21 protein-coding genes are annotated in these 24,013 nt (G+C 41.1%); 14 read left to right on the forward strand and 7 right to left on the reverse strand.

Features of this window, described 5'->3' with window-relative positions; translation table 11 throughout:
- Positions 1-132 precede the first annotated feature (132 nt).
- From aroB to BC751_RS11365, 13 genes are all read left to right on the forward strand, one after another.
- On the forward strand, positions 133-1,173 hold the full coding sequence (gene aroB / locus BC751_RS11305; RefSeq protein WP_130275625.1) for a 3-dehydroquinate synthase: 1,041 nt from the start codon (positions 133-135) through the stop codon (positions 1,171-1,173).
- Positions 1,174-1,190: 17 nt separating this feature from the next.
- The gene (gene aroA / locus BC751_RS11310) at positions 1,191-2,405 is read left to right on the forward strand and encodes a 3-phosphoshikimate 1-carboxyvinyltransferase (RefSeq protein ID WP_130275626.1); all 1,215 of its coding nucleotides are present in this window, start codon (positions 1,191-1,193) and stop codon (positions 2,403-2,405) included.
- Between the two features lie 12 nt (positions 2,406-2,417).
- Positions 2,418-2,786 (forward strand): DMT family protein, encoded by a 369-nt coding sequence (locus BC751_RS11315; RefSeq protein ID WP_130275627.1) that lies wholly within the window; start codon positions 2,418-2,420, stop codon positions 2,784-2,786.
- A gap of 3 nt (positions 2,787-2,789) precedes the next feature.
- Positions 2,790-3,605 (forward strand): prephenate dehydratase, encoded by an 816-nt coding sequence (locus BC751_RS11320; RefSeq protein ID WP_130275628.1) that lies wholly within the window; start codon positions 2,790-2,792, stop codon positions 3,603-3,605.
- An 11-nt stretch (positions 3,606-3,616) separates the two neighbouring features.
- Positions 3,617-4,759, forward strand: coding sequence for a pyridoxal phosphate-dependent aminotransferase (locus BC751_RS11325; RefSeq protein ID WP_130277560.1), 1,143 nt, complete (start codon positions 3,617-3,619; stop codon positions 4,757-4,759).
- Between the two features lie 31 nt (positions 4,760-4,790).
- A complete protein-coding gene (locus BC751_RS11330; RefSeq protein ID WP_130277561.1) occupies positions 4,791-5,636 on the forward strand; it encodes a prephenate dehydrogenase in 846 nt (281 codons plus the stop codon).
- 71 nt (positions 5,637-5,707) lie between these two features.
- The gene (locus tag BC751_RS11335) at positions 5,708-6,412 is read left to right on the forward strand and encodes an SIMPL domain-containing protein (protein WP_130275629.1); all 705 of its coding nucleotides are present in this window, start codon (positions 5,708-5,710) and stop codon (positions 6,410-6,412) included.
- Positions 6,413-6,609: 197 nt separating this feature from the next.
- Positions 6,610-7,620, forward strand: coding sequence for an IS30 family transposase (locus BC751_RS11340; RefSeq protein WP_130273814.1), 1,011 nt, complete (start codon positions 6,610-6,612; stop codon positions 7,618-7,620).
- A gap of 336 nt (positions 7,621-7,956) precedes the next feature.
- Positions 7,957-9,504 carry a M20/M25/M40 family metallo-hydrolase gene (locus BC751_RS11345; protein ID WP_130275630.1) on the forward strand — a complete coding sequence of 516 codons (1,548 nt, stop codon included), beginning with the start codon at positions 7,957-7,959 and terminating at the stop codon, positions 9,502-9,504.
- 375 nt (positions 9,505-9,879) lie between these two features.
- Positions 9,880-12,861 (forward strand): SusC/RagA family TonB-linked outer membrane protein, encoded by a 2,982-nt coding sequence (locus BC751_RS11350; RefSeq protein WP_130275631.1) that lies wholly within the window; start codon positions 9,880-9,882, stop codon positions 12,859-12,861.
- Between the two features lie 18 nt (positions 12,862-12,879).
- Positions 12,880-14,262 (forward strand): RagB/SusD family nutrient uptake outer membrane protein, encoded by a 1,383-nt coding sequence (locus tag BC751_RS11355; RefSeq protein WP_130275632.1) that lies wholly within the window; start codon positions 12,880-12,882, stop codon positions 14,260-14,262.
- Between the two features lie 155 nt (positions 14,263-14,417).
- Positions 14,418-15,203, forward strand: a complete 786-nt coding sequence (locus BC751_RS11360; RefSeq protein ID WP_130275633.1) for an endonuclease/exonuclease/phosphatase family protein — start codon at positions 14,418-14,420, stop codon at positions 15,201-15,203.
- A gap of 55 nt (positions 15,204-15,258) precedes the next feature.
- Complete coding sequence (locus BC751_RS11365) at positions 15,259-16,143, forward strand: 3-keto-disaccharide hydrolase (protein WP_130275634.1); 885 nt, start codon at positions 15,259-15,261, stop codon at positions 16,141-16,143.
- 15 nt (positions 16,144-16,158) lie between these two features.
- Here BC751_RS11365 and BC751_RS11370 read toward each other — a convergent pair whose 3' ends face one another.
- The 6 genes from BC751_RS11370 to BC751_RS11395 all read right to left on the reverse strand — a co-directional run bounded on the left by BC751_RS11370 (position 16,159) and on the right by BC751_RS11395 (position 21,391).
- On the reverse strand, positions 16,159-17,043 hold the full coding sequence (locus tag BC751_RS11370) for a dienelactone hydrolase family protein (RefSeq protein WP_130275635.1): 885 nt from the start codon (positions 17,041-17,043) through the stop codon (positions 16,159-16,161).
- Positions 17,044-17,242: 199 nt separating this feature from the next.
- Positions 17,243-18,184 carry a DUF4097 family beta strand repeat-containing protein gene (locus tag BC751_RS11375; protein WP_130275636.1) on the reverse strand — a complete coding sequence of 314 codons (942 nt, stop codon included), beginning with the start codon at positions 18,182-18,184 and terminating at the stop codon, positions 17,243-17,245.
- Positions 18,185-18,197: 13 nt separating this feature from the next.
- Entirely contained in the window at positions 18,198-18,989 is a 792-nt protein-coding gene (locus BC751_RS11380) for a hypothetical protein (protein ID WP_130275637.1), read from the reverse strand.
- 12 nt (positions 18,990-19,001) lie between these two features.
- Positions 19,002-20,030, reverse strand: coding sequence for an outer membrane beta-barrel protein (locus tag BC751_RS11385; protein WP_130275638.1), 1,029 nt, complete (start codon positions 20,028-20,030; stop codon positions 19,002-19,004).
- A gap of 19 nt (positions 20,031-20,049) precedes the next feature.
- On the reverse strand, positions 20,050-20,826 hold the full coding sequence (locus BC751_RS11390) for a hypothetical protein (RefSeq protein ID WP_130275639.1): 777 nt from the start codon (positions 20,824-20,826) through the stop codon (positions 20,050-20,052).
- Positions 20,819-21,391 carry an RNA polymerase sigma factor gene (locus BC751_RS11395; RefSeq protein ID WP_130275640.1) on the reverse strand — a complete coding sequence of 191 codons (573 nt, stop codon included), beginning with the start codon at positions 21,389-21,391 and terminating at the stop codon, positions 20,819-20,821. The genes BC751_RS11390 and BC751_RS11395 overlap by 8 nt, the downstream gene beginning before the upstream one ends.
- 129 nt (positions 21,392-21,520) lie before the next feature.
- On the opposite strand from BC751_RS11395, the gene BC751_RS11400 reads away from it, so the two are divergent.
- Complete coding sequence (locus BC751_RS11400) at positions 21,521-22,636, forward strand: diaminopropionate ammonia-lyase (RefSeq protein ID WP_130275641.1); 1,116 nt, start codon at positions 21,521-21,523, stop codon at positions 22,634-22,636.
- On the opposite strand, the gene BC751_RS11405 is transcribed toward BC751_RS11400, so the two are convergent.
- The gene (locus BC751_RS11405) at positions 22,626-23,825 is read right to left on the reverse strand and encodes an acetate/propionate family kinase (protein ID WP_130275642.1); all 1,200 of its coding nucleotides are present in this window, start codon (positions 23,823-23,825) and stop codon (positions 22,626-22,628) included. The genes BC751_RS11400 and BC751_RS11405 overlap by 11 nt on opposite strands.
- Between the last annotated feature and the right edge of the window lie 188 nt (positions 23,826-24,013).

A 24,013-nucleotide genomic window follows, 5' to 3' on the forward strand; every position in this document is an offset into this window, starting at 1 on the left:
TCCGGGGAATTATCAATCCCCGGTTTATCTTCTTTCAGCTACCCTGAATTAATTTATCTTTCATGACAATTTGGGAAAGTGCGGTCTTTTTTCAGATGCACAATTCCTTAGTTTTGTAATAAAAAAAGAGTTTTGGAGACAGTTTTATTTTCCGGTCAAATAGCCAATGACCTAAAGAAATTTTTGGGCCATTTAGATTTTTCCTCTTTGGGGATAATAATGGATGACAACACCCAAAAATTTTGTTTGCCACTGATTGAGGAGATTTTGCCCGAATCTGCCAAAACATTTTCCTTTCCTGCCGGGGAAAACCAAAAAAACCTGGAAACCTGTGTACATATATGGGAGTGGATGACCCGGGAGGGATTTGACCGCAAGACATTGATCATCAACCTGGGAGGTGGAGTCACGGGTGATATGGGTGGATTTTGCGCAGCTACCTACAAAAGAGGTATAAAATTTATCAATATTCCAACTACGCTGTTGTCACAGGTAGATGCCAGCGTGGGGGGGAAGTTGGGAATAGATTTCCAGGGCTTCAAAAACCATATAGGAGTATTTACCCAACCAGAAGCAGTAATAATTGCAGTAGAATTTCTAAAAACCCTACCTCAAAGAGAATTTAGATCAGGATTTGCTGAAGTACTCAAACATGGGCTGATCCGTAATGCAGATTATTTTCGAAGTTTGAAAAATGAAAACTGGCAAGATCAAGCTTGGCAGGAAATCATCGAAAAATCTGTCAGTATCAAAAAGGATGTTGTAGAAAAGGACCCCAAGGAATCGGGGCTAAGAAAAATTCTGAATTTTGGGCACACCATTGGGCATGCATTTGAATCTTTCTTTTTGGGAACCGATAAGCATTTGTTGCATGGGGAAGCTATAGCTATAGGAATGATTTGTGAAGCTTTCCTTTCAGCTAAAAAATGCAGTCTTTCAAAAGATGAAATGGAGGAAATAGAAAAATCCCTTTTAAGTGTTTTCGGTCATGTTGAATTTTCAGAAAATGACATTCCTCAAATTATTCAACTCTGTGCCCAGGATAAAAAGAACGAAGCCAACACCCTTTATTTTTCGCTTTTGAGGAGGATAGGGGAATGTGATTATCAGATTCCTGTTACGGCCCAAGAAATCCATGAATCTATTCAACATTACAGATCATTAAAGCTTTGAAAGAACCTATTGATACCTTGAAAACACTAGTCTTAAACCAATTGCCTTCCTTTCAGCCATGCATCATACCCTTGCCTTCATCCAAAAGTGAAAGTAATAGGGCCCTTGTAATAGATGCCTTGACAGAAGGAGAAAATCACTTGCTCAATCTTGCAGAGGCCAGGGATACACAAACCATGATCAGGCTTTTAAAGGAAAATCCTCCGGTCTATGATGTGCTTGATGCTGGTACAACCATGCGTTTTTTGACGGCTTATGCCGCCGTCACCAATCAGAACAAAGTGATGACTGGTACTGCCAGGATGTGTGAAAGACCGATCGGGATTTTGGTAGATGCACTAAGGGAAATAGGAGCTGAAATCCATTACCTTAACAGGGAGGGGTTCCCACCTTTGGCTGTCCATGGCCTTCAAGAACAAAAATCAGATCAAGTTAAGATTAGAGGTGATGTCAGTAGCCAATATATTTCAGCGCTTTTGATGATTGCCCCCAGACTTCCCCATGGGCTCAAGCTGGAATTAGAAGGGAAAGTGGGGTCAAGGACTTATATTGAAATGACCATTCAATTGATGAAATCATTTGGGGTAGAGGTAATTTGGGATGGAAATACGATTTCCGTAGCACCACAAAATTATAAGCCAACAACTTTTTCTGTAGAAAGCGATTGGTCAGGTGCCAGTTACTGGTTCAGTTTGGTGGCCTGTGCTGATGAAGGGGAGTTGTTCTTGGAAGGATTAAAAGAAAATAGCCTGCAAGGAGATTCCAAAATTGTGGAAATTATGGATCGCTTGGGGGTAAAAAGCGAATTTAAAGCTGGAGGGGTCCGACTTACCAAGCAGGCCATCAAAGGTTTTGAAGCTTTCGATTTTACCCATTGCCCTGATATAGCCCAAACAGTTGCCGTTACCTGTGCCATCGTTGGTCAGAAAACAGAATTTACAGGGATTGAGAGTCTTAGGATCAAAGAAACGGATAGGATTTTTGCTTTACAACAAGAACTTGCCAAGTTCAATGCGGATTTTGTGGAGACAGAAAAGGATGTGTTTACCTTAATCCCAAGTGTCAATATGCCCAACCAGGTCAGGATCCATACCTATGATGACCACAGGATGGCCATGGCATTTATGCCTTTGATGACCAAAACAAGGGTAATCATAGAGGATCCTGAAGTTGTCAATAAATCATATCCAAGTTTTTGGAAACATCTGGAATTATTAAGCCCCAAAATTTAATTTCATATTCTGATGAAAGGAGTACTTACCATCATGTTGCTCGTCCTGTCCAATACCTTCATGACTTTTGCATGGTATGGGCATTTGAAATTCAAGGAAATGCGCTGGTTTGAGAATTTAGGGATAGTTTCCATAGTCCTGATCAGTTGGGGAATAGCCTTCTTTGAATATATCTTTCAAGTTCCGGCCAATAGAATTGGTTTTAGGGAAAACGGAGGGCCTTTTTCCCTGGTAGAATTAAAGGTTTTGCAAGAGGTAATTACTTTGGTGGTGTTTATGGCTTTTACTTTCATTTTTTTTAAAAATGAAAGCATAAAGGCCAATCACATTATCGGTTTTTTCTTTTTGGTGCTTGCAGTCTATTTTATTTTTAAAAAATAAGCTATGAAGGTGGCAATACAAGGGATTCCGGGTTCTTTTCACCATCAGGTGGCTTTGAATTATTTTGGCCCACAAACAGAAGTGGCTCCCTACAGGACTTTTGAGGAGGTGGCAGGAGCTGTAGCTTCCGGCAAAGTTGATTATGCGGTGATGGCCATAGAAAATTCCATTGCAGGAGCTATTCTGCCCAATTATGAGCTGATTGACCGATATGGGCTGTACATTTTTGCGGAGTATTATCTTCCCATATCACATCATCTTATGGCTCTTCCAGGTCAGCAAATTGAAGACATCAAGGAGGTAAGATCCCATCCCATGGCCATTCTTCAGTGTAAGAAGTTTTTTCAGCAATATCCGGGTATCCTCCTCCAAGATGATGTGGATACGGCGAGTGTAGCCAAACGGATTTCAGAGGAAAAAATAAAAGGAGTGGCTGCCATAGCCAGCAAAACGGCCGCTGAAATTTATCATCTGGAAATTTTGGCCACAGATATTCAGACTGTAAAGGACAACTTTACAAGGTTTATTTTGCTTCAAAAGGATTTTCCAGGACTGAAAGAGGTTCCCGAAAAAGCATCCTTAAAAATAATCATCAGTAACGAGAAAGGGAGTTTAGCCAAGCTTCTGACACTCATGAGCGATTTTGATTTGAATCTCACCAAGATCCAGTCTATTCCTGTAATGGAAAAACCCTGGAATTATGCTTTCTTCATCGATACCGAATTTGATGATTATGAGAAATACAAAATCGCATTAAAAGCGATTGAGGAAAAAGGGGGAGAAGTCAGGATTTTTGGAGAATACCATAAGGGCCGCTAAAAATAAAAATGATGATCAGCTTTTCCCGTAGGTTAAACAATATTCAGGAATATTACTTCTCCCAGAAGCTGAAGGAAGTAAAAAGCATGCAAGTTGCAGGCAAGCCTGTCATCAATATGGGGATAGGTAGCCCGGATCTTCCGCCTTCGCCTGCCGTAATCAATGCATTGAATGAAACTGCCAGGCTACCTGAAGCCCATGGCTATCAAAGTTATCAGGGGATTCCGGAACTGAGGCAGGCCTTTTTGAAATTTTATTTCGACCATTATCAGGTGGGAGGTTTTGGGTCAGATGAGGTGTTGCCGCTTTTGGGGTCGAAGGAAGGCATTCTTTTTATTTCCATGGCTTTTACCAATCCCGGAGATTCTGTGCTGATACCTGATCCAGGTTATCCTACTTATACCTCCGTCAGCAAGATGTTAGACCTCCATTGTCTTCCTTATGAACTTACTGAGGGAAATAATTGGAAGCCTGATTTTGAGCAGCTTGAAAAAATGGATCTGAAAACGGTTAAAATAATGTGGACAAATTATCCCCATATGCCTACCGGGGCAAAGGCAGACTTTTCCGTTTTTCAGAATTTAGTTGACTTTGCGATGAGGCATCAGATACTTTTGGTCCATGATAATCCATACAGTTTTATTTTGGAGGATCATCCGAAAAGCATTTTCCAGATTGAAGGTGCAAAAGAAGTTGCTTTGGAATTGAATTCCTTAAGCAAAACATCAAATATGGCCGGATGGAGGATCGGGGCGGTGATTGGGAAAAAGGACTTTATTGATGCCATCATCAAGGTGAAGAGCAATGTGGACTCAGGTATGTTTTTAGGTTTACAAAAAGGAGCTGTAGCCGCCTTGGAATTGGACAAAAATTGGTATGATAAGCTTAATTTGGAATATGCCCAAAGGAGGGCTTTGGTTTGGGAATTGGTCGAAAAATTGGGGTTAAGCTATCAAAAGGAAACATCGGGTATGTTTGTATGGGCTAAGTTAGACGCTCAGCATGAAGCCAGAAAATTCGTAGATGATTTACTGTATGACAAAAATATTTTCGTCACTCCAGGCGATATTTTTGGTCAAAATGGTAAAGGGTGGGTAAGGTTTTCACTTTGCGTCAGTCAGGAAAAAATTAAAGAAGCAATTGGAAGGATTTAAAATATTTAAAGTTGAGTTCAAATAATTGATGATGAAAAAGATACATATTGTTGGTTTAGGCCTTTTAGGGGGTTCCTTTGCCTTGGCCCTGAAAAAGATAAGGCCTGAAATTAAATTTACCGGATATGACATTAATCCCCAAAACCAGATTGATGCCCTTACTTTAGGCATCATAGATGAGGCCAAACCCGAAGCAGATCAGGATACGGATATCATAATATTGGCAACCCCTGCTGATACCCTTCCTCTGCTTTTGGAAGATGTATTGGATAAAATCGGAGCTGAGACCCTCGTTATGGATTTTGGTTCTACAAAAGCCAATTTATGTGCTAAAATAGCAGAACACCCGAAGCGGGCCCATTACCTAGCAGGCCACCCTATAGCAGGCACAGAATATTCCGGTCCAAAAGCCGCAAAAGCTGACTTATTGGACAGGAAAGTTTTTATTGTTTGCGAAATGGAAAAGACAGATCTCCATTTAAAAAGCAAAGCTTATGAGGTTCTTGAGGCTTTAAATATGAAACTGCGCTTTATGGACCCTGAGGAACATGATAGTCAGCTTGCCTTTGTTTCCCACCTTTCGCACATTTCCTCTTTTATGCTGGGGAAAACGGTATTGGATAAAATGGAAGATGACAAAAACATTTTTGATATGGCAGGATCTGGTTTTGCCTCAACGGTGAGATTGGCCAAGAGTTCACCGGCGATGTGGGCGCCGATTATAAAAGAAAACAAGAAAAATATTCTTGAGGCCTTGAGCATGTATATAGCGAACCTTTCCAAATTCAGGGATAAAATACTGGCTGATGATTATGATGGGATTTTCCATGAAATGGAAAAAATCAATAAGATCAGAGATATTTTAGACCTGGAATAGTTAAATTATTTTAAGTAAACGCTTTACGGTCTGTTTTTTGATTGGATCTTTTGAACCTAAACCCCAAAATGATGAAAAAATTGATCTTTACCTTGCCAGTATTCTTTCTTTACTTCTCCGTGTTGGCACAGCAAATACCCAGCATTGAAGTAGAAGGAGTAAGTGAAATCAGTATCCTGCCTGATGAAGCCATCCTGTTTATTCAGTTGTCAGAAAAAGCCCTTAAAGTATCTGATGCCACTAATAGGCTGAACAAGAAAACAAAGGCTTTGGAAGATGCCATAAAAAAATCCGGTGCTAAGAATTATGAATTCTATGTGGACAATTATAATGTATATGTCAATAGGATCTACACCAAAGGAACTGCCAAGGATAGCGGTTATGTAGCCTCTCAAAATGTTAGAGTTAGGATTACTGATCTTGAAAATGAATTGGTGAAAATCACAGAAGCTGTCCATCAATCCGGCAACATGGGTTTTAGTCTTTCTATGCAGGTCTCCGATAAATTAAAGAAAGAGTCTCAAACAAAACTCCTCGAGATGGCGATTAAGGACGCCGAGCAAAAAGCCGAAACCATAGCAAAAGCCCTTAAGATTGAAAAAATTAAAGTTCATAAAGTCCAATACACCCCGCAGGGCAATGTGTACTTTCCAATAATGAGGGAAGCCAAAATGGCCATGGCCGATATGAACGAAATCAGAGAAGCGCCTGTCTTCATGCCCGAAGAACAAAAGCTGACAGATAAGGTAATTGTCATTTTTAGTTTCGTGAATTAAATATCCGAAACCTTTAAAAATTCAAATCCCGAAATGAAAGTTTCGGGATTTTTTGTTTAATAAAATATCGTAAAAATTTAATTTGAATTAGAAAAGTTTAAAAATCCTATATTCAAGTCATAAATGCAACACTAAGGGTTTAAGGGAAGGAACCTAGGTTCCTTCCCTTAGGCTGAAAATATTAATTTAGTGTTGTCATGAATAAATTTAAACATCTCAGCCAGGAACAAAGGTACCAAATAGAGGCTTTATTTAGAAACGGAACTTCCCAGACCAAAATCGCTGCGATTATCGGTGTCAACAAAAGTACTGTATCCAGAGAACTTCAAAGAAATACCGGCAAGAGGGGCCGTTATAGCGGTGAATATAAGGCTGCAGTTGCCCAGAACCGTACAGACGAAAGACATAGACTCAAGAGAAAGCGAATCAAATTTACCGAGTCCCTTAAAGAAGAGGCCCGCAAATTCCTTGTTGTTGACAAATTGAGCCCAGAGCTAATATCGGTCACCTGGAAGAAACAAGGTAAAGAAGGGGTTTGTCATGAGACACTCTACAACTGGATATTTACTGCCAAAAAAAGTAGCCATTGGAGATACCGAAGGGACAGGGAGCTTTACAAGAATCTCCGGCATGGTAAAAGAAAGCGTAAGAGAGGTAATTACAGGCATACCAGAGGAATTATCAGGGAGAGAGTTCCAATTGACCAAAGGCCTCCTGTAGTTGAAAAAAGACAAAGGATAGGAGATATTGAAGTAGACCTTATGATGGGGAAAAACCACAAATCAGCTCTTTTGGTACTGGTGGACAGGGCAACCTTGGTTACTACCATAGAGAAACTTGATGGTAAAAATGCAGATATCATTGAACAGAAAATAGCAAAGAGAATACAGAGAATTGGTGCTTCGTTCTTCAAATCAATCACTTTCGATAATGATATGGCATTCGCAAACCATTATAAAATCAGAGATAAATTCAATATCCCAACATTCTTTACAAGACCATACACTTCACAGGATAAAGGAACAGTGGAAAACAGAATCGGACTTATCAGGGCTTTCCTGCCAAAGGGTACTGACCTCAATCAAATCTCTCGGGAACAGATCCAAAATATAGAAACCAAAATCAATAACAGGCCAATAAGAAAGTTTAATTATCTTAGTCCTATCGAATGTCTAATGAAAAAATTAGGCGTTGCATTTATGACTTGAACATGGCAATGCATTAAAAAATACCATTTTGATTTCAAAAAATACCCTGTACAGGGGATAGGTTCGTATTTCTGAAATTCCTATATTTGAAGTGGGTGATTAAGCGACTTTTCAAACAATTTTTTACGAAGACATTTGTAACTAAACAGGGTTTTAAATTTTGAATTTTTTGCCCCTGTTTTTTTATGATTAAAATGGGTGAGTACTTATATCCTTTTGAAATTTTCGTGCCTACATCCCGTTGCTTCCCTTTTCGTAGTGCTTCCACCGTCCATCAAATTGGTTTTTCTTTCTTTTTTCTTTCCGTTAAATTTCTTAATCCAAAATCCAATGATTATGAAAAAATTGTACCTATTGGTAGTAGGATATTCCTTACTATTTTCCCTGTCTTATGCACAGCGGAGCGTAAAAATTGACCTGGAAGAGGTTACCGATTCCTACTTTTTGCATGGAGTTGATATTTTAAATTCTTTGCTTTCCATTCCCAATGATTCACATTATCCGGAACAGCTTATCCTTAACATAGAATGGTGTGAAGCCAATTTAAAGGAAAGGGGATGGCTTACCAAAAGACTTGAAACTTCAAGTGTCCCTTTGGTTTTAGGTCAGAAAGCAGTGCCAAACGCCAAAAAAACGGTGCTTTTTTACTTTCATATTGATGGTCAGTCTGTTGATCCAAAGCAATGGGAGCAACCGGACCCATTCAAACCTGTATTAAAGAAAAAAAATAAGGATGGAAAGTGGGAAATCATTCCCATGGAAACCCTTCAAAATGACTATGATCCCGAATGGAGGGTTTTTGCACGTTCCGCTTCAGATGATAAGGGACCTTTTGCCATGTTCCTGGCGGCTTGGGATGCCATGGTTTCAAAAGGTTTGATGCCGGATTACAATGTTAAAGTTATTTTAGATTTTGAAGAAGAAATCGGTTCTCCAAACCTGGCAGCTGCCGTCACCAAATACAAAAACGACCTTAAGGCAGATATGATGCTCATTATGGATGGTCCAAGACATGTGAGCAATATGCCGACTCTTAGCTTTGGTGCCAGGGGTATTTCCCAGATTACCTTGACTACTTACGGGCCACGGGTAGATCTTCATAGTGGTCATTATGGGAATTATGCTCCCAATCCTGCATTGAGGATGTCCCAATTGTTGGCTTCTATGAAAGATGAAAGAGGGAGGGTTGTCATTCCAGGGTTTTATGATGGTATCAGGCTGACCCAGGCTGAGAAAGATATCCTTGCCATGGTTCCGGATGATGATGAAGATATTATGAGGAAGATCGGTATCGGGATTACAGATAATGTTGGTGAAACCTACCAGGAATCTTTGCAATATCCTTCTCTCAATATCAGAGGATTGTCTTCCGGCTCGGTAGGAAATGAGGCAAGGACTATCGTACCGGCTATAGCAGTTGCTGAAATTGATGTCCGCTTGGTTCCTGAATCTGACCCAGAAAGATTATTTGCACTTATCAGAAAGCATATTGAAGATCAGGGTTATTATATTTTGGATAAAGATCCCACTGATGAAGAAAGGGCAAAATATCCCAAACTGATCAAATGGGAAGGAAGTATTTCTTACCAAGCCTTTAGAACCCCAATGGATTCCGAACCAGGGATTTGGCTCAATAAAGCTTATGTTAGGGCATTTGGAAATGAACCTATTCGGAATAGAATCAGTGGAGGTTCTTTACCCATAGCTCCGTTTGTGGAAGCCTTGGACAATATTCCTGCTGTCACTGTGGTGACTGTCAATTTTGACAACAACCAACATGGGCCAAACGAAAATATCAGGATAGGGAATTTCAAGGAAGGTATCAAAACGGCCTTGGCTATTTTTACAGAGCCATTGAGTGAATTGAAAATAGACAAAAAATAAAGCTAAATCGGATCTTTAACCTTAGTAAGGTGGAAAAATATTACCGGCAAGACGAGGTTTTGCCGGTTTTTTTTATTCTTCCCCAACCTGGAGGAAACGGTGTTTTTTTATACGAATCGCCATTGATCAGATATTTTTGGGATTTAGTAAATGGGCCGATTAAATAACTGTCGTGTCTCAATTATTAAGTATAACTATAAATAATTGTTTAACAGTTAGTAATCTGGTTGAAATCCAATGGAAGCATTTCTATTTTGTAAAATTTGGTTTTCAGCCAAATTTTATTTTTGCCTTTTATGGATTTGTAGGATAATGATTAAGTTGGTTTTTAGTATATTTATCTAGAAGTAAATACTGTTCTATAAACAAAAATTTATGAAAAAATTTTACAGATTCAGCACTACCCTCATCCTCATTCTGCTTACGGCAGGATGGAGCTGGGCACAGTACACCGTTTCAGGTACTGTTGCCGATGAGCGGACAGGAGAGCCTTTGATAGGGGCAACCATTCTCGTCAGGAACACCACTTCAGGTGCAGTTACTGACCTGGATGGTAGATTTAGCATTACTGTCCCTGGAAATCAGGCAGCATTATTGGTGGTGTCATCATTGGGTTATGTCAGCCAAAATGTGAATGTCAGCCCGAGTTTAACATCAGTTCAGGTGAGGTTAAGGGAAGATGCCACCAACCTGGAAGAGGTTGTAATTACAGGTTTGGCTTCAAATGTCAAAAGAAGTAACCTTGCCAATGCAGTTTCTTCCGTTTCAGGTAAGGAGCTCGTCGGAACCACTACCATTCAAACAACGGATGGCGCCCTGTATGGAAAGATCGCAGGGGCTAATATCAGGATGAATTCCGGCGCACCGGGTGGAGGTGTTTCCATTCAGCTTCGTGGTATTTCCAGTTTGACCGGAGCATCCCAACCCCTAATTATCTTAGATGGGGTTTATATCAACAACTCTTTCCAAAGAACTGGCCGTGCCTCGGTAACAGGTGCTGGTGCATCTAACCAAGATGATGGTGCCAACCGCTTAGCAGACTTGAACCCTAATGATATTGAGTCCATTGAGGTATTGAAAGGACCTTCTGCGGCGGCTATCTATGGTACCCGTGCCAATGCCGGTGTAATCATCATCACTACAAAAAGAGGTTCCTCAGGCAAAACCCAAGTTTCTCTTTCCCAGGATATCGGATTCGCAGAGCCTTTGAGATTGTTAGGAGTGGATAACTGGAGCGAAGAAAAAATCAACTTCTTCTTCCCGGAGGCCAGGAGGCCAATTGAATTGGAAAGGTTCAGGCAGGCAGTTGCCACCAATACTTTTGTAGATTATGAAGATTACTTCTATAACAATAGGGCTATCCTTTCCAACACCAGATTGACCGTCAATGGTGGAAATGACAAGACCAAATTCTTTATCAGTGGTAATATTACCGCTGAAGACGGTACTGTAAGAAATACAGGTTTTGAAAGGTATTCTTTGAGAGCAAATGTGGACCATAAGATTTCTGATGTAATCAGATTGGGTGTTTCTTCCAATTATATCCGAAGCAATACTGACAGAGGTTTTACAGGTAACCAAAATAATACCGGTGCAAGTATTGGTTATAACATCGCTTATGTACCTAACTATTATGACCTGCGAAGGAATGCAGACGGGACTTATCCCATCAACCCTTACTTCTCCGAGAATCCAGTAGCTGTTACCGATCATGGTATCAACAATTCCGTAGTAAACAGATTTATCCAGTCATTTACATTGGATGCGGATATTTATAAATCAGCCAACAGCTTCTTGAGGTTCCAATTGGCCGGTGGTCTGGACTTCTTACAAAATACTACTTTGGTTTATTTGCCAGAATTCCTACAGTTCCAAAGAGGTCAGGCTAACCCTGGTGATGCACTTTGGGGAAAGCAAGAAAGTTTCAATACCAATATTCAAGGTGTTTTGGTCTACAACTGGAACCTTGGAAGGGTAAACATGAACTCCCAAGCTGGTTTAGTGAGATTGGACTTTAAAAACGACGCCTTGTTCAATAGAGGTAGAGGTCTAGCTCCGGGCCAAACTAATTTACAACAAGCAACTGTTCAGCAAATTGACCAGCAGTTCTTCTCAGAAGTACAGGAAGCGGGTATATTCTTACAACAAGAAGCCAACTTTGATGACAAAATCATCGGTACAGTGGGTGTGAGATGGGACAAATCCACTTTGAATGGGGATCCTAATCAGTTTTATGCATTCCCTAGAGCTTCAGTTGCCGTAAACTTGGCAAACTTTGATTTCTGGGGATCCAAGAATACCTTCTCAGCTTTGAAGCCGCGTATCGCTTATGGTGAAACTGCCGGTCCGGTTGCTTTCGGTGCAACCTTCACGCCACTTGGTGGAGCAAATATTGGTGGTCTTTTGGGTTCTGTTGTTTCTACTCAAATCGGTAACACACAAATACTACCTGAAACTGCCACCGAATTGGAATTTGGTATAGATGCCGGTTTCTTTAATAATAAACTGGGCCTGGAAGCAACCTATTACATCAAAAATACGCAGAACAATATCCAAAGTCTTAGCCTTTCCCCATCTACTGGTGTGACTTCTACGCCAAGTAATGAAGCCGAATTGGAGAATAAAGGTATTGAATTGGCCTTGTTTGGTACAGTAATCGATAAGCCTAATTTCAGGTGGAATTCAAGGTTGATGTATTGGCAAAATAGGCTGAACATGAGAAGGTTGGGTATACCTACCTATGTAGCGGGAGGTTTCGGTGCAGCTTTGGGTACCTTCTTGTATGCACAAGGATTCCCCCCTACTACCATTGTAGGAACTCCAGCTGATCCAAATAACCCGGGAGGATTTACCATCTGGGGTAATGCTCAGCCAAAGTTCAATATGTCCATGATCAACAATTTCACCTTTGCTAAGAATTTTGAATTTTCTTTCCTGATGGAATATAGAAAAGGTGGCGATAACATCAACTTGTCACAATTCCTAACTGACGCCGGTGGTACCACCAAGGGCTGGTTTGATGATGACAATGGGGATGGAATACCTAATGGTAGACAAAGACCGCCGGCACCTTTCAATAATGCCGGAAGGTGGGTTCAGGATGCTACCTTCCTGAAAATCAGGGAAATTGGTCTTTATTACTCCATTCCAAAAACTACAATTACCGAAACCTTTGGTAGAAGCGTAGAGAATATAAGAGTTGGAGCTTCTATGAACAATGCCTTCTTATTTACAAACTATCAGGGATATGATCCTGAAACGTCCACCTTTGGTGCGCAGGCAGTGGCTAACAACGTGGATATCACGCCGTATCCTACACCAAGAAGGGTATTCTTCCACATAACTATTGATTTCTAATCACCAAAGATGAAAATCATGAAAAAATTACATAAATATATCGGAACAGCGGCTTTGGCAGCAATAAGTTTGTTTGCTTGTAATCCGCTTCAATTAGATGAAATTATCGATCCCAACAACCCCTCTGTTCAAAGTGTGAGCAACAATGCTTCCAGGGAGCAGATCCAGTTTTTGGTGACCGGCTTAGAATCCAGACACAGGGATTATGTTTTTAACGTAACCGCAGCCTGGGGTACTTTCGGAAGGGAAGTTTGGTACCTGAATGCTTCTGATCCCCGGTTCCAAACAGACTGGTTGGGACAAGGGGGAAGAGTTCCTGACCGTGCTTATTTTGGATTTGGTGTAACGGGAGGAGGCTCTTGGGCTTCACCTTTTCAGGCCATTAAGCAAGCAGACGTTTTGATTGCTTCGGCACAAAATGCAGCCACTCTCAGTGACGCAGAAAAAAGAGCCGTTGCCGGATTTGCAAAGACCATCAAGGGGTATCAGTTTATGATTCCTGCTAACTTTGTTTATCAAAATGGGATAAGAATAGATATAAGCAATCCGCTCAATCCAGGTCCTTTTGTGACTTATGAGCAAGCCTTGGACCACATCAAATCTGTTTTGGATGAAGGGGATCAGGACCTTGCTGCAGCTGGTGCAGGTAACTTTCCTTTGAGACTAACACCAGGCTTTGCCGGTTTTAATACCAATGCAGCTTTGAGACAGGTTAACCGTGCCATCACAGCAAGGTTAAATGCCTACAGAAAAGATTGGACGGGGGTCTTATCTGCCCTAGAAGGTTCTTTCATGAATCTCAACGGCGATCTTAATGCAGGGCCTGCCCATCCTTATGGTGCGCCACCTGATCAATTCAACCCTATCTTCTATGTTCCCAATGCCTTGGTGACAACCATGATTGTGGTGCATCCATCTGTACTAAGGGATGCCACTCCTGGAGACCTAAGGGTTACTAACAAGTTTTTGCAAAGAACAGCACCTCCGGTTACTGTGACCACAGATGTTGGACCTTTGGTAGGTACCCATCAGGATAGAAGATGGGCCACCAATACTGCGGCAATTCCGTTTATCAGAAACGAAGAGCTGATCCTTCTAAAGGCAGAGGCCCATGCTAACCTTGGACAGACTGCTCAGGCAGTTGAGGCCATCAACATTATCAGAAATGCAGCAGGAATCGGTGATTATTCAGGAGCTACCACCCAAGATGCTTTGATCAATGAAATACTCTATCAAAGGAGGTATTCACTTTGGTTAGAACCTTGGGGACATAGATGGATAGATGCCAGAAGATATAATAAGCTAAACGAAATAGATACATCTTTTGATGGGGGGACTGTTTTTACACAATTCCCGCATCCTCAAGCTGAAGTCAATTGGGATAATTATGTAGGTAATTAAATTCCGGTTTTATCTAAAAGGAGCTGTCCAATTCTGTGACAGCTCTTTTTTTTTGAAAGGAAATAGTTAATTTGAAAAAGAAGTAACGGTTTTGGCGAATCAAAGATTAGAATAACCCCACGATTGGTAAGAGCAAAAAAAACGTAGGTGCAATTATGAGAAACTTTTTATTGATATTATTATTCATTCAATTTACTGAGGTAATGGCACAGCATCAATTCAGGATTTTGACTTACAATATCTACCATGGGGAGAATCCCTACCACAAAGGAGAATCCATTACAGAGCAGGTTGGTGAATTCATCCATTCCCTTAGTCCGGATTTGGTGGCCCTACAAGAGGTAGATAGTATGACAGTTCGGACAGAATCCTTTGCAGGTTTTAAACTGGATTTGACAAAAATCTGGTCAGAAAAAACCGGCATGAAGGGATTTTTCGCCAAAGCAATTGATTTCAGTGAGGGTGGCTATGGGGAGGCCGTTTTATCCCGGTTTCCGGCTGAATTTGAATCAGTGAACTTGCCTTTGCCAAAAGGAGGGGAGGGGAGAAGCATGGCCATAGCACATGTGCGATTGAATGATGGGGCAAAGATTACTTTTGCCGGGACACATCTCTGTCATGAATTTGAAGAAAACCGAAGTGCACAGGTTAAAGCAATTGTGGACCATTTTAAGGATTTTACCCATCCGGTGATTGTAGTGGGGGATTTTAATTTTGAATCTTCGGAAAAGGGATATTCTTTAATGGAAGAGGCTTTTGTGGATGCCGCAAAAGTTACCGGACAGGCAAGAAATACATATCCTACAGATTTTCCGGCAATCCGTATTGATTACGTTTGGTTAATGAAAAATGGTTCTTGGGAAATTGATCTTTTCCAAGTAATGGAAGAAATCAAATATTCTGATCATTTACCTGTATTTGCGGTTGTCACTTTGAATTAATTTTATTCCTTTAGACTTAAAATATCTGTAATATACCATAATAAACTCCCGACACATGAAGACAAATCATTTGACTTTGGCCTTTTATTTAGAAGCGCTTTTTGGATTCTATTTATTTTCCTGTTCGCCCCAGCATAGGCAAAATGAAATAGAGGAAATCCAATGGGAACAATTGTTCAATGGTCAGGACTTGGATGACTGGATTGTAAAAATTGCCAAACATGAGACAGGGGAAAATTTTGCGAATACATTTCGGGTAGAAGATGGCCTGATGAAGGTTCGGTATGATGGCTATGAAAACTTTGATTATCAATATGGGCATATTTTTTACAAAAAGCCTTTTTCGCATTACTTGCTAAAAGTTGAATACCGCTTTGTAGGAGATCAGGCTCCCGGGGGAGAAGGCTGGGCTTTCAGAAATTCAGGAGCCATGCTTCATGGACAAGATCCCTATACCATGCTTAAAGATCAGGATTTTCCTATCTCCATTGAGGGACAGCTTCTTGGAGGGGATGGGGTCAATGAAAGAACAACAAATAACCTTTGTACTCCTGGCACGCATGTAGTCATGAACGGGGATTTGTTTACCCCACATTGTGTCAACTCAAGTTCAAAAACATACCATGGGGATGATTGGGTTACTGCTGAATATTTGGTGTTGGGAGACTCTATTGTTTATCATATCATGGAAGGTAAAGCTGTACTTACCTATTCCCTGCCCCAGATCGGTGGAGGAAATGTTTCCAACTATGACCCTGAAATAAAAAAGGACGGCACTCCACTGAAAGGAGGGTATATCTCCCTTCAAAGTGAAAGCCATCCCATAGATTTTAGAAAGGTGGAAATCCTTGATCTTTCCAAATGGGTTAATTCACCCGAGGATTTGGATTCAATTCTTTGGAAGGAAGGTTATGGGGCTTTTAGTTCCAATGGGAAATAAAAGCCCAAATTTCTTTTAAAGATATTTCCTGAAAAACTCAATGGTACGCTTCCAGGAGAGTTCAGCAGCATCTTTGTCATATCTTGGTGTGGAATGGTTATGGAAACCATGATTGACTCCAGGATAGAAATAGGTGGTATAGGTTTTTTGGTTTGCTTTTAGGGCCTCTTCATAAGCAGGCCAACCTTCATTGACACGTGTATCCAATTCGGCGTAATGGATGAGGAGGGGCGCTTGGATGGAAGGTACATCTTCGGAAGGTGCTTGCCCACCATAATAGGGAACAGCAGCTTTAAGATCGGGAATCCTCACCGCCATCATATTTGATATCCAGCCTCCAAAGCAAAAACCAACTACTCCGACCTTGCCATTGCAATCCTGATGGGTTTTTAGAAATTCATAAGCAGCGATGAAATCTTCGAGCATTTCATCTCTGTTCCTTTGGGCCTGTAAGGTTCTGCCTTCATCATCAGTGCCAGGATATCCGCCAAAAGGAGTCAGTGCATCAGGGGCAAAGGCAATAAATCCATCTAAAGCTGCTTGCTTGGCTACATCTTCTATATATGGGTTAAGTCCTCTGTTTTCATGAACCACCACAATTCCCGAAAGTTTCCCTTTTTTATCTTTGGGCATGCAAAGTAAGCCTTTCATGGTACCGGCACCTTTTGGGGAATTGTAAGTGACATATTTACAGACTATTCTTGGATCATTTTCTTCAAACCTTTTGGCTTGGGCGTAATTCGGCATTAAAAAAGATAGTAAAGCAGCCACTGTCAGACCACCAACTGCATATTTGGAAAGTCTGTCTGTAAATTCCCTTCTGGAGATTTTTCCATGTACATAGTAATCATACATGTCAAAAATCTCCTGGTCAAGATCTTCTTTTTTGATAGGTTCCATGCTGAATATTTTTGCTGATAAGTTCTGGTCTGTTTCTTTAGCTTCTAAATTACGTCTTTTTGTAATGTATCCGGCCAAAAGGAAGTACCGCTTATGTAAAAGTGGAAGAGTTTACCAAAACAAAAACTCTTGTAAAGACATACCAAATAATGTGCATTTGGCCTGCTTTGCAAGAGTTTGAATGAAAATAATTGCTTCTTTACTGATTGACTATCGTGATGTTTCCCGAGGTAATGCTGCCTCTGATAGTTTTGGAGGATCCGTTATCAATATTCAGGTTACGGCCTGCTCTTGAATTTCCCACAGTGATATTACCTGATGTAGCACTTAGAAAATAATTGAATTCATTGAGATTGGAAGGGGTTTGGATTTTAAAATTACCCGAAGTGCCGCTGATTCTTGTTTGCTCTCCAAGGCCAGAATTGGTCGCATTGAAATTGCCTGAAGTGAGTTTCAAATCTCCAAGTTCTGCGACGTTTTCCAATTTGGCATTTCCTGAAGTAAGACTGACATGGGCAGTTCCGTCAATTGAAGTTGCCCTCATTCCGCCACTGCTGGAGGAGTATTCCAGATCGCCTTTAACTTTTTCAAATTCGGATGAGCCCGAACCTACCATTCCTTTGATGTTTCCCGTTATTCCAGACAGTTTGATGGAACCTGATCCTGCACTTGCTTGGATGTTACTATGGATATTGCTGCCGGATATTCTGCCGGAACCTACGGTTAACTTGGTTTTTTCTGAATGTACATTTTCAACATGGATTGAGCCTGAACCTCCTTTGATGTCAAGTTCCATGTTTTGAGGCCCCTGGATTTTTATATGCCCTTTGGTTCTCATATTACCAATGGTAACTTTTGTAGAACTTACCTGATGGTTGATTTTCAGAACATTGCCTACCGTTACAAAAACGATGTCCTGATTAGGCTGATTGGATTCAAGAAATGCATCTACATTGACCTCGGAGCCTTTGTTACCAATATATTCCACTTCCAGAGATCCACCTGAGACTTCAATTTTGGTGATACCCGAGAATTTTTTATTGACATCAACCAAGGTTTTCATTTGGGCAAAACCCTGTTGAGGACCAATCAATAAAAGTAGAAAAAGGGAAAGTAATGACAATCTAAGTGTATTTTTCATAGTTTTTGGATTTTTAAAGGATCAGCCCAAAGCTTAAAGCATTGACTTTTGGGTCTTTGTCTTTTTGGAAATAATTGTTGAGGTCGTAATTCACAAATAGGTCTATTTCACCTACACCGATTTCAAGTCTGCCCCCGTACCGGAAATTATTGGCAAACATATTGGCTCTTTCGAAAACCTTATTTCTGTTGCCATTGTCATCATTGTATACAAATTTTCCCCGGCCACCTAATCTGTAGCCTGCATAAGGACCAGCTCCAAAGCGGAATTTTCCATTGTTGGATGCTATGGATGGAACAATCGCAAGATTTAAATAAGAGGCGGTTATTTTTGATTTAATACCTTGACCATCAAACTCTTCAAAGGTAATGCCTTGACTTGTCCTCAACGCCTGAAGATTTCTGTCTTCAAATTTGAAATTGTACCAGGAAACACCGAGTAAAGTACTTAATCCGAAATTTTTATTAGGCTGGTAAGTATGTCTCAGGTTGATAGCCGGATTCCAGCTTCCCCAAGGTCTTACTTTTGGGGCCTCGCCAGATGGTACCCAGGTATTAATACCAATGTCAAAACTCAGGTCTCCTGAATGTTTGTTGTTTTTTTCCTCTTTTTGAGATTCTTCATAGGTTCTCTTTTTGGGACTGAACTCCCAGGTTTTTCTTCCATCCCCGTGGTCGGTTTTTTCTATTTTGGTATCAAAAATCGAAAAAACAGTGGTCTTTGTTTGGGGCGCTGTTTCTTCCACTTGGCCCAATGACCAAGTGGAAAACAGCATTGCCAGTAAAATAATAGTGGGTTGTTTCATATAAATTCTTGATCAGAAAATCACGCCAAAAGTCAGGGCATTCAATTCAGGGCCTGCACCTTTTTCGAATAAGGTGTTGAGATCGTAGGTGGTGAAGAAATTGAACCTGCCTACGCCCACTTCACCCCGTAAACCATATCTAAAGTTGTTGAGGTAGATTCCTGTATTCTGATGCTCTTTTCTTCGTCCACCGCCATCTGAAGGTCTGTATACAAATTTACTGGTTCCCCCTAACCGGTAACCGGCATAGGGACCCGCTGCTATTCTAAATCCTTTTCTTCCTTGATCATTCATTTTGCCAAAGTCCAATCTGAAAAGGGACATAGCAGTAAGGTAGGAAGCCGAAATTTTGCTCTTAAATCCATTGACATCCGATCTTTGGATGAAATCAATTTCCCCGTCACCACGAACAGCCTGGAAATCCCGGTTTTCGAATTTGAAATTATACCATTGTACACCCAGTCCAAGATCCCAATTGAAGCCCTTACTGATTCTTTGGCTGGCCATCCAGTTAAAGCCCACATTCCAGCTTCCCCAGCCCCTGACTGCGTAAGGAGAACTGCTTCCAGGGAAGTTGCCGTTTCCATCCAGGTAATTGTTGATGCCCAGATCAAGGTTGAAGTAAGTTCTGAATGGAGGATCACTTTTTTTTCTTCCTCCTGTTTCTACTTTCACTTTTGTATTGAGTGGATCGGTTTCATCTACCAATATCCTTACTCCACCCACCGTCACCTCTGTCTTGTTCCATTCTTCTGTTACCTTGACAATTTCTTTGGAACCTTTTTTTCCAGCAACTTCCACGACTACCAATTCCCCGGTCTGCTCGTCTACTTTCAGGTCGAGTTCACTGATGATCTGGTTGACGTTCATGTTTTTGAGTTTTTCAAAATCCTCTTTGTTGTCTACGATCATGACAATTTTACCTGACTTCCCAAACTCGACAATAATGGTATCTTTTTCTACAGGGTAATTCCCGAAGTCTTTTCCAAAAGCCAGCTGAACAAAACCCAGCAGGCAAAACAGTAGCAGATATTTTTTCATGGTTTTGTTTTCTAAAATTTTATTTACTTCTCTCTTTTCTTGGAGTATTGCTGGCAAATAGATTTTCTTTTGCATCCTGCAGGTCTGCAAAACCCTGTTCTACTTTGCCCAAAAATGCCCCGATTTTATTGACGTTATTTTCTATTCCTTCAATGATATTCTGTTTCTTTGGCTCATCCTTCAGCCCGTTGGATTTGATAATGATCCTATAGCTTACTGCTTCTTCCTGTACTTCGATTTTTTCTTCATTATCCAAATTCAAAGCAATGGTTTGGTCTATTTTCAATTCAGGAAGTGATAAATCTGAGCCCTGAAGGATACTTTCATCTATTCTGTTTTTGTCGATACCAGGTTCATTTAGTGCCAATAAAGGAGTTGCTGTTTCATTTGATTTCTTTCCAGTCTTTTGTTGTTGAATTGGGATAGGGTTTCTCTGTTCAGAAACTTTGCCTATCGCCGGCTCCTGAATTCCAGTTCCCTCAATTTCAAGGGATGCTATCTCGCCAGGTTCCTGATTTAATGTAGTTTTTTCACTTTCTTCAGATGTGATGACTTCTCTCTGTTCAGCGAATTGAACAGGGGATGGGTATTCTGAATTGGCAATCTGCCATAAGATAAATCCGAAGCCCATTATGATCAGAACAGCAGCTGCTGCCTTTAGCAAAGGGCTGAAGGCAGGCTTTTTCCCGGACAATTGTTGATCCAGTCTTTCCCAGACCAATTGGGAAGGCTTTTCTTCATGAGCGGACAGTTTTTCACGGAAATACTGATCCAGTTTATTTTCTTCATTAGCCATTGATCCTCCTTTCTTTGGTTTGTATATCGGCTATTTTTTGTTTCAATAAATTTCTTGCTCTATTGAGTTGGGATTTGGAAGTTGATTCCGTAATTCCCAACAGATCCCCAATCTCTGAATGACTATATCCTTCCACCGCATAAAGGTTGAAAACAGTTCTGTACCCTACCGGTAATTCCTGGATCAGTTCCATCAAGTCAGCAGCTTCCAAATGGTTCAGCTCATAACTGTTTTCCTGTACTTCCAAATGGGTTTCCACTTGTACAACTTCCATGTTTAAGTGGCGGGAGTTCCTTAATGTCAAGAGGGATTGGGTTACTATGATCCGTTTCATCCATCCTTCAAAACTCCCCTTGGACTCGAATTGGGGCAATTTTTCAAAGATCTTCATAAAGCCTTCCATCAGCACATCTTCCGCCAACTCCCGGTCTTTTACATAACGGATACAGATGGCTAAAAACTTTCTGGAATAGGTTTGATAAAGCTGCTCCTGAGCCTTTCGGTCATTTTTCAAGCAGGCTTTGATGATCTCCTGTTCCGTGGTAAAAGTTTTTCTAAATAGCATTAGGTTTGGCTTTCATTGATGTAGATACAGCCTGATAAAAATAGGTTGCACTGGCTTCATAAAAAATTTTAATTTTTTTTATTTCCCTCACTTATCTTTATTAAACCTTCATTTCTGTCCCCCATTTCGATGTCCAATAAATCCTTTTACATCAACCAGCCCGATTTCATCCTTCCTGGTAATACTACAGTTTCCATCTTGAAGGAAAAAGATGCCCTTGGGTTCCACCGGTCATTAGAAGAATATCAGCCAACCCCATTGATTCCTTTGCCGGATTTAGCACAACAATTAGGAGTTGGAATGGTCTATGTAAAAGATGAATCCAAGAGGTTTGGTCTAAACGCCTTCAAAGGACTAGGGGCTTCCTTTGCCATCCATCAAATAATTCAGGAAAACCCTCAAGTGGAGGTCTTTTGTACAGCAACAGACGGCAATCATGGAAAGGCTGTGGCCTGGGCCGCCAAAAAATTTGGAAAAAAATCAGTGGTGTTTGTTCCCTCAGATACGACTTTAAACCGCATCAAAGCCATAGAGAAAGAAGGAGCCACCGTAATTCAGCTGAATAAAAATTACGATGACACCTGTGCCCATGCGGAAGAGGCCAGCAAATTGAACAATTGGGAATTGGTACAGGATACTGCTTGGGAGGGATATGAGACTATCCCGGCATTAATCATGGCTGGATACCTGACCCATTTTAGAGAAATGGAAAATGAGGTACACACTTTGGGATTGCCTGAAGTGGATGTTGTTTTTCTCCAGGTTGGAGTGGGCAGTTGGGCCGGAGCGGCAGCCTTTTATTACATGCAGAGATATGGTTCCCAAAGTCCTCTCTTGGTAACGGTAGAACCAGAGGGTTCTTCAGGTCTTCTTGATTCCTTTAAAAAACAGGAAAGAACAATCCCGGAAAACCCAGCACATACTATCATGGCAGGACTGAGTTGTGGAATCCCTTCAATTTCAGGCTGGAGTCTTCTGAAAAATGCAGTAAGCATAGCTGTTAGCATTCCAGATGAACGGGCTACAGAGGCCATGCGCTTATTGTATCATCCAAAAGGAAAGGACCAAAGGGTTATTTCCGGGGAATCCGGAGCCGCCGGGTTTGCCGGATTGTTGGCCATCCTGCAGGATTCCCGATTTGAACCCGTCAAAAAGCATCTCAGATTGGGGCCCCAGAGCCGGATATTGGTATTCAATACAGAAGGAGATACAGATCAGGAAAGATTCAAAAGGATCATTTCCTGACCAGTTCATAGGCTTGTTTGCCAATTTCCAATTCTTCATTGGTGGGAATGACAAATATTTTGACCTGTGAATCTTTGAAGTTAACTTCCCTTATGGATTGGCTTTTTTGGCTGTTGAGCACAGGATCTAAGTTAATGCCGAAAAATTCCATTCCTCTGCAGACAGCCTCCCGCATATCCGGATCATTTTCACCGATTCCTGCTGTGAATACTATGGCATCCAGGCCTTTGAGTACAGCAATATAGGCTCCCAGGTATTTTTGAATGCGATAAGCATATAGTTCATAGGCCAAGGCAGCGTCCTGATTCCCTTCTTTAATTGCATTTTTGACATCCCTCATGTCACTGAATCCGGAAAGCCCTAAGAGTCCGCTTTTCTTATTCAAAATGTCATTGACTTCCTGAGCTGTATATCCCCTTTCATTGATAAGGTGAAAAATAATGGAAGGGTCAATGTCACCTGCCCTTGTACCCATGATCAGTCCTGCCATGGGGCCCAGACCCATACTGGTATCGATAGATTTCCCTGAATCAATGGCAGTCATACTGCACCCATTTCCGAGGTGGATGGTGATGATTTTAGCCTTGGGATTGTTCAGGTAGGAAATGGCCTTTTTGGAGACGTATTGATGACTGGTACCGTGGAATCCATATGCCCTGATACCAAGTTCCGTGTACATGGACTTGGGTAAGGCAAATCGGTAAGCCAGTGGAGGCATTGTCTGGTGAAAGGCAGTATCAAAAACGGCTACTTGCTTGGCTTTTGGAAATACACGTTCAGCTACAGTAATCCCCAAATAATTTGGGGGATTGTGAAGAGGAGCCAGCGCAAAAAGTTCTTTGATTTTGGCCTTAACTTCTTCAGTTATCAAAGTGGTAGATGCAAATTGCTCGCCACCATGGACTACCCGGTGACCTATGGCTTCAATTTCGGAATTGTCGGAAATCGACCCTTTTTCAGGGTCTTTAAGGAGTTCGGTGACCTGAAGGAGTCCGGATTCATGATTGGGTATGGGAGCTTCGATCAGGAATTTTTCCTCTTTGCCTGATTTAAAGTTTTTATGGGTAATGGTCGATTGCTCAAGACCTATCCTGTCCACCAAACCCGAACAAATCGGTTGCTCATTTGGCATCTCAAAAAGCTGGTATTTCAAAGAGCTACTTCCTGAATTCAGTACAAGTATTTTCATCGCATTCTTTTGCTTTATCTGTGGTCATGGTGGCCGGAATTTGCGGATAAAGAGTTTATCAACTCAGCATTCATTGGTTTTGCATTGAAAACTCTTGACAATCTAAGCAGCCAAAGAGCTGATTTCTCAACGTTACGACCGTAAATCCTATTTTTGACTTTCCCATTCCGAAATTTCCTTTCTCTCGT

The sequence above is a fragment of the Cecembia calidifontis genome, assembly GCF_004216715.1.
In the GTDB taxonomy this organism is placed as follows: Bacteria; Bacteroidota; Bacteroidia; order Cytophagales; family Cyclobacteriaceae; genus Cecembia_A; species Cecembia_A calidifontis.

Coding starts and splice junctions, on each gene's coding strand:
- BC751_RS11320 (WP_130275628.1), top strand. CDS start 2,790: ATGAAGGTGGCAATACAAGGGATTCCGGGTTCTTTTCACCATCAGGTG.
- BC751_RS11365 (WP_130275634.1), top strand. CDS start 15,259: ATGAAGACAAATCATTTGACTTTGGCCTTTTATTTAGAAGCGCTTTTT.
- BC751_RS11315 (WP_130275627.1), top strand. CDS start 2,418: ATGAAAGGAGTACTTACCATCATGTTGCTCGTCCTGTCCAATACCTTC.
- BC751_RS11340 (WP_130273814.1), top strand. CDS start 6,610: ATGAATAAATTTAAACATCTCAGCCAGGAACAAAGGTACCAAATAGAG.
- BC751_RS11325 (WP_130277560.1), top strand. CDS start 3,617: ATGATCAGCTTTTCCCGTAGGTTAAACAATATTCAGGAATATTACTTC.
- BC751_RS11350 (WP_130275631.1), top strand. CDS start 9,880: ATGAAAAAATTTTACAGATTCAGCACTACCCTCATCCTCATTCTGCTT.
- BC751_RS11390 (WP_130275639.1), bottom strand. CDS start 20,826: ATGGCTAATGAAGAAAATAAACTGGATCAGTATTTCCGTGAAAAACTG.
- BC751_RS11375 (WP_130275636.1), bottom strand. CDS start 18,184: ATGAAAAATACACTTAGATTGTCATTACTTTCCCTTTTTCTACTTTTA.
- BC751_RS11335 (WP_130275629.1), top strand. CDS start 5,708: ATGAAAAAATTGATCTTTACCTTGCCAGTATTCTTTCTTTACTTCTCC.
- BC751_RS11380 (WP_130275637.1), bottom strand. CDS start 18,989: ATGAAACAACCCACTATTATTTTACTGGCAATGCTGTTTTCCACTTGG.
- BC751_RS11370 (WP_130275635.1), bottom strand. CDS start 17,043: ATGGAACCTATCAAAAAAGAAGATCTTGACCAGGAGATTTTTGACATG.
- BC751_RS11345 (WP_130275630.1), top strand. CDS start 7,957: ATGAAAAAATTGTACCTATTGGTAGTAGGATATTCCTTACTATTTTCC.
- BC751_RS11405 (WP_130275642.1), bottom strand. CDS start 23,825: ATGAAAATACTTGTACTGAATTCAGGAAGTAGCTCTTTGAAATACCAG.
- BC751_RS11330 (WP_130277561.1), top strand. CDS start 4,791: ATGAAAAAGATACATATTGTTGGTTTAGGCCTTTTAGGGGGTTCCTTT.
- BC751_RS11355 (WP_130275632.1), top strand. CDS start 12,880: ATGAAAAAATTACATAAATATATCGGAACAGCGGCTTTGGCAGCAATA.
- BC751_RS11400 (WP_130275641.1), top strand. CDS start 21,521: ATGTCCAATAAATCCTTTTACATCAACCAGCCCGATTTCATCCTTCCT.
- BC751_RS11360 (WP_130275633.1), top strand. CDS start 14,418: ATGAGAAACTTTTTATTGATATTATTATTCATTCAATTTACTGAGGTA.
- BC751_RS11395 (WP_130275640.1), bottom strand. CDS start 21,391: ATGCTATTTAGAAAAACTTTTACCACGGAACAGGAGATCATCAAAGCC.
- BC751_RS11385 (WP_130275638.1), bottom strand. CDS start 20,030: ATGAAAAAATATCTGCTACTGTTTTGCCTGCTGGGTTTTGTTCAGCTG.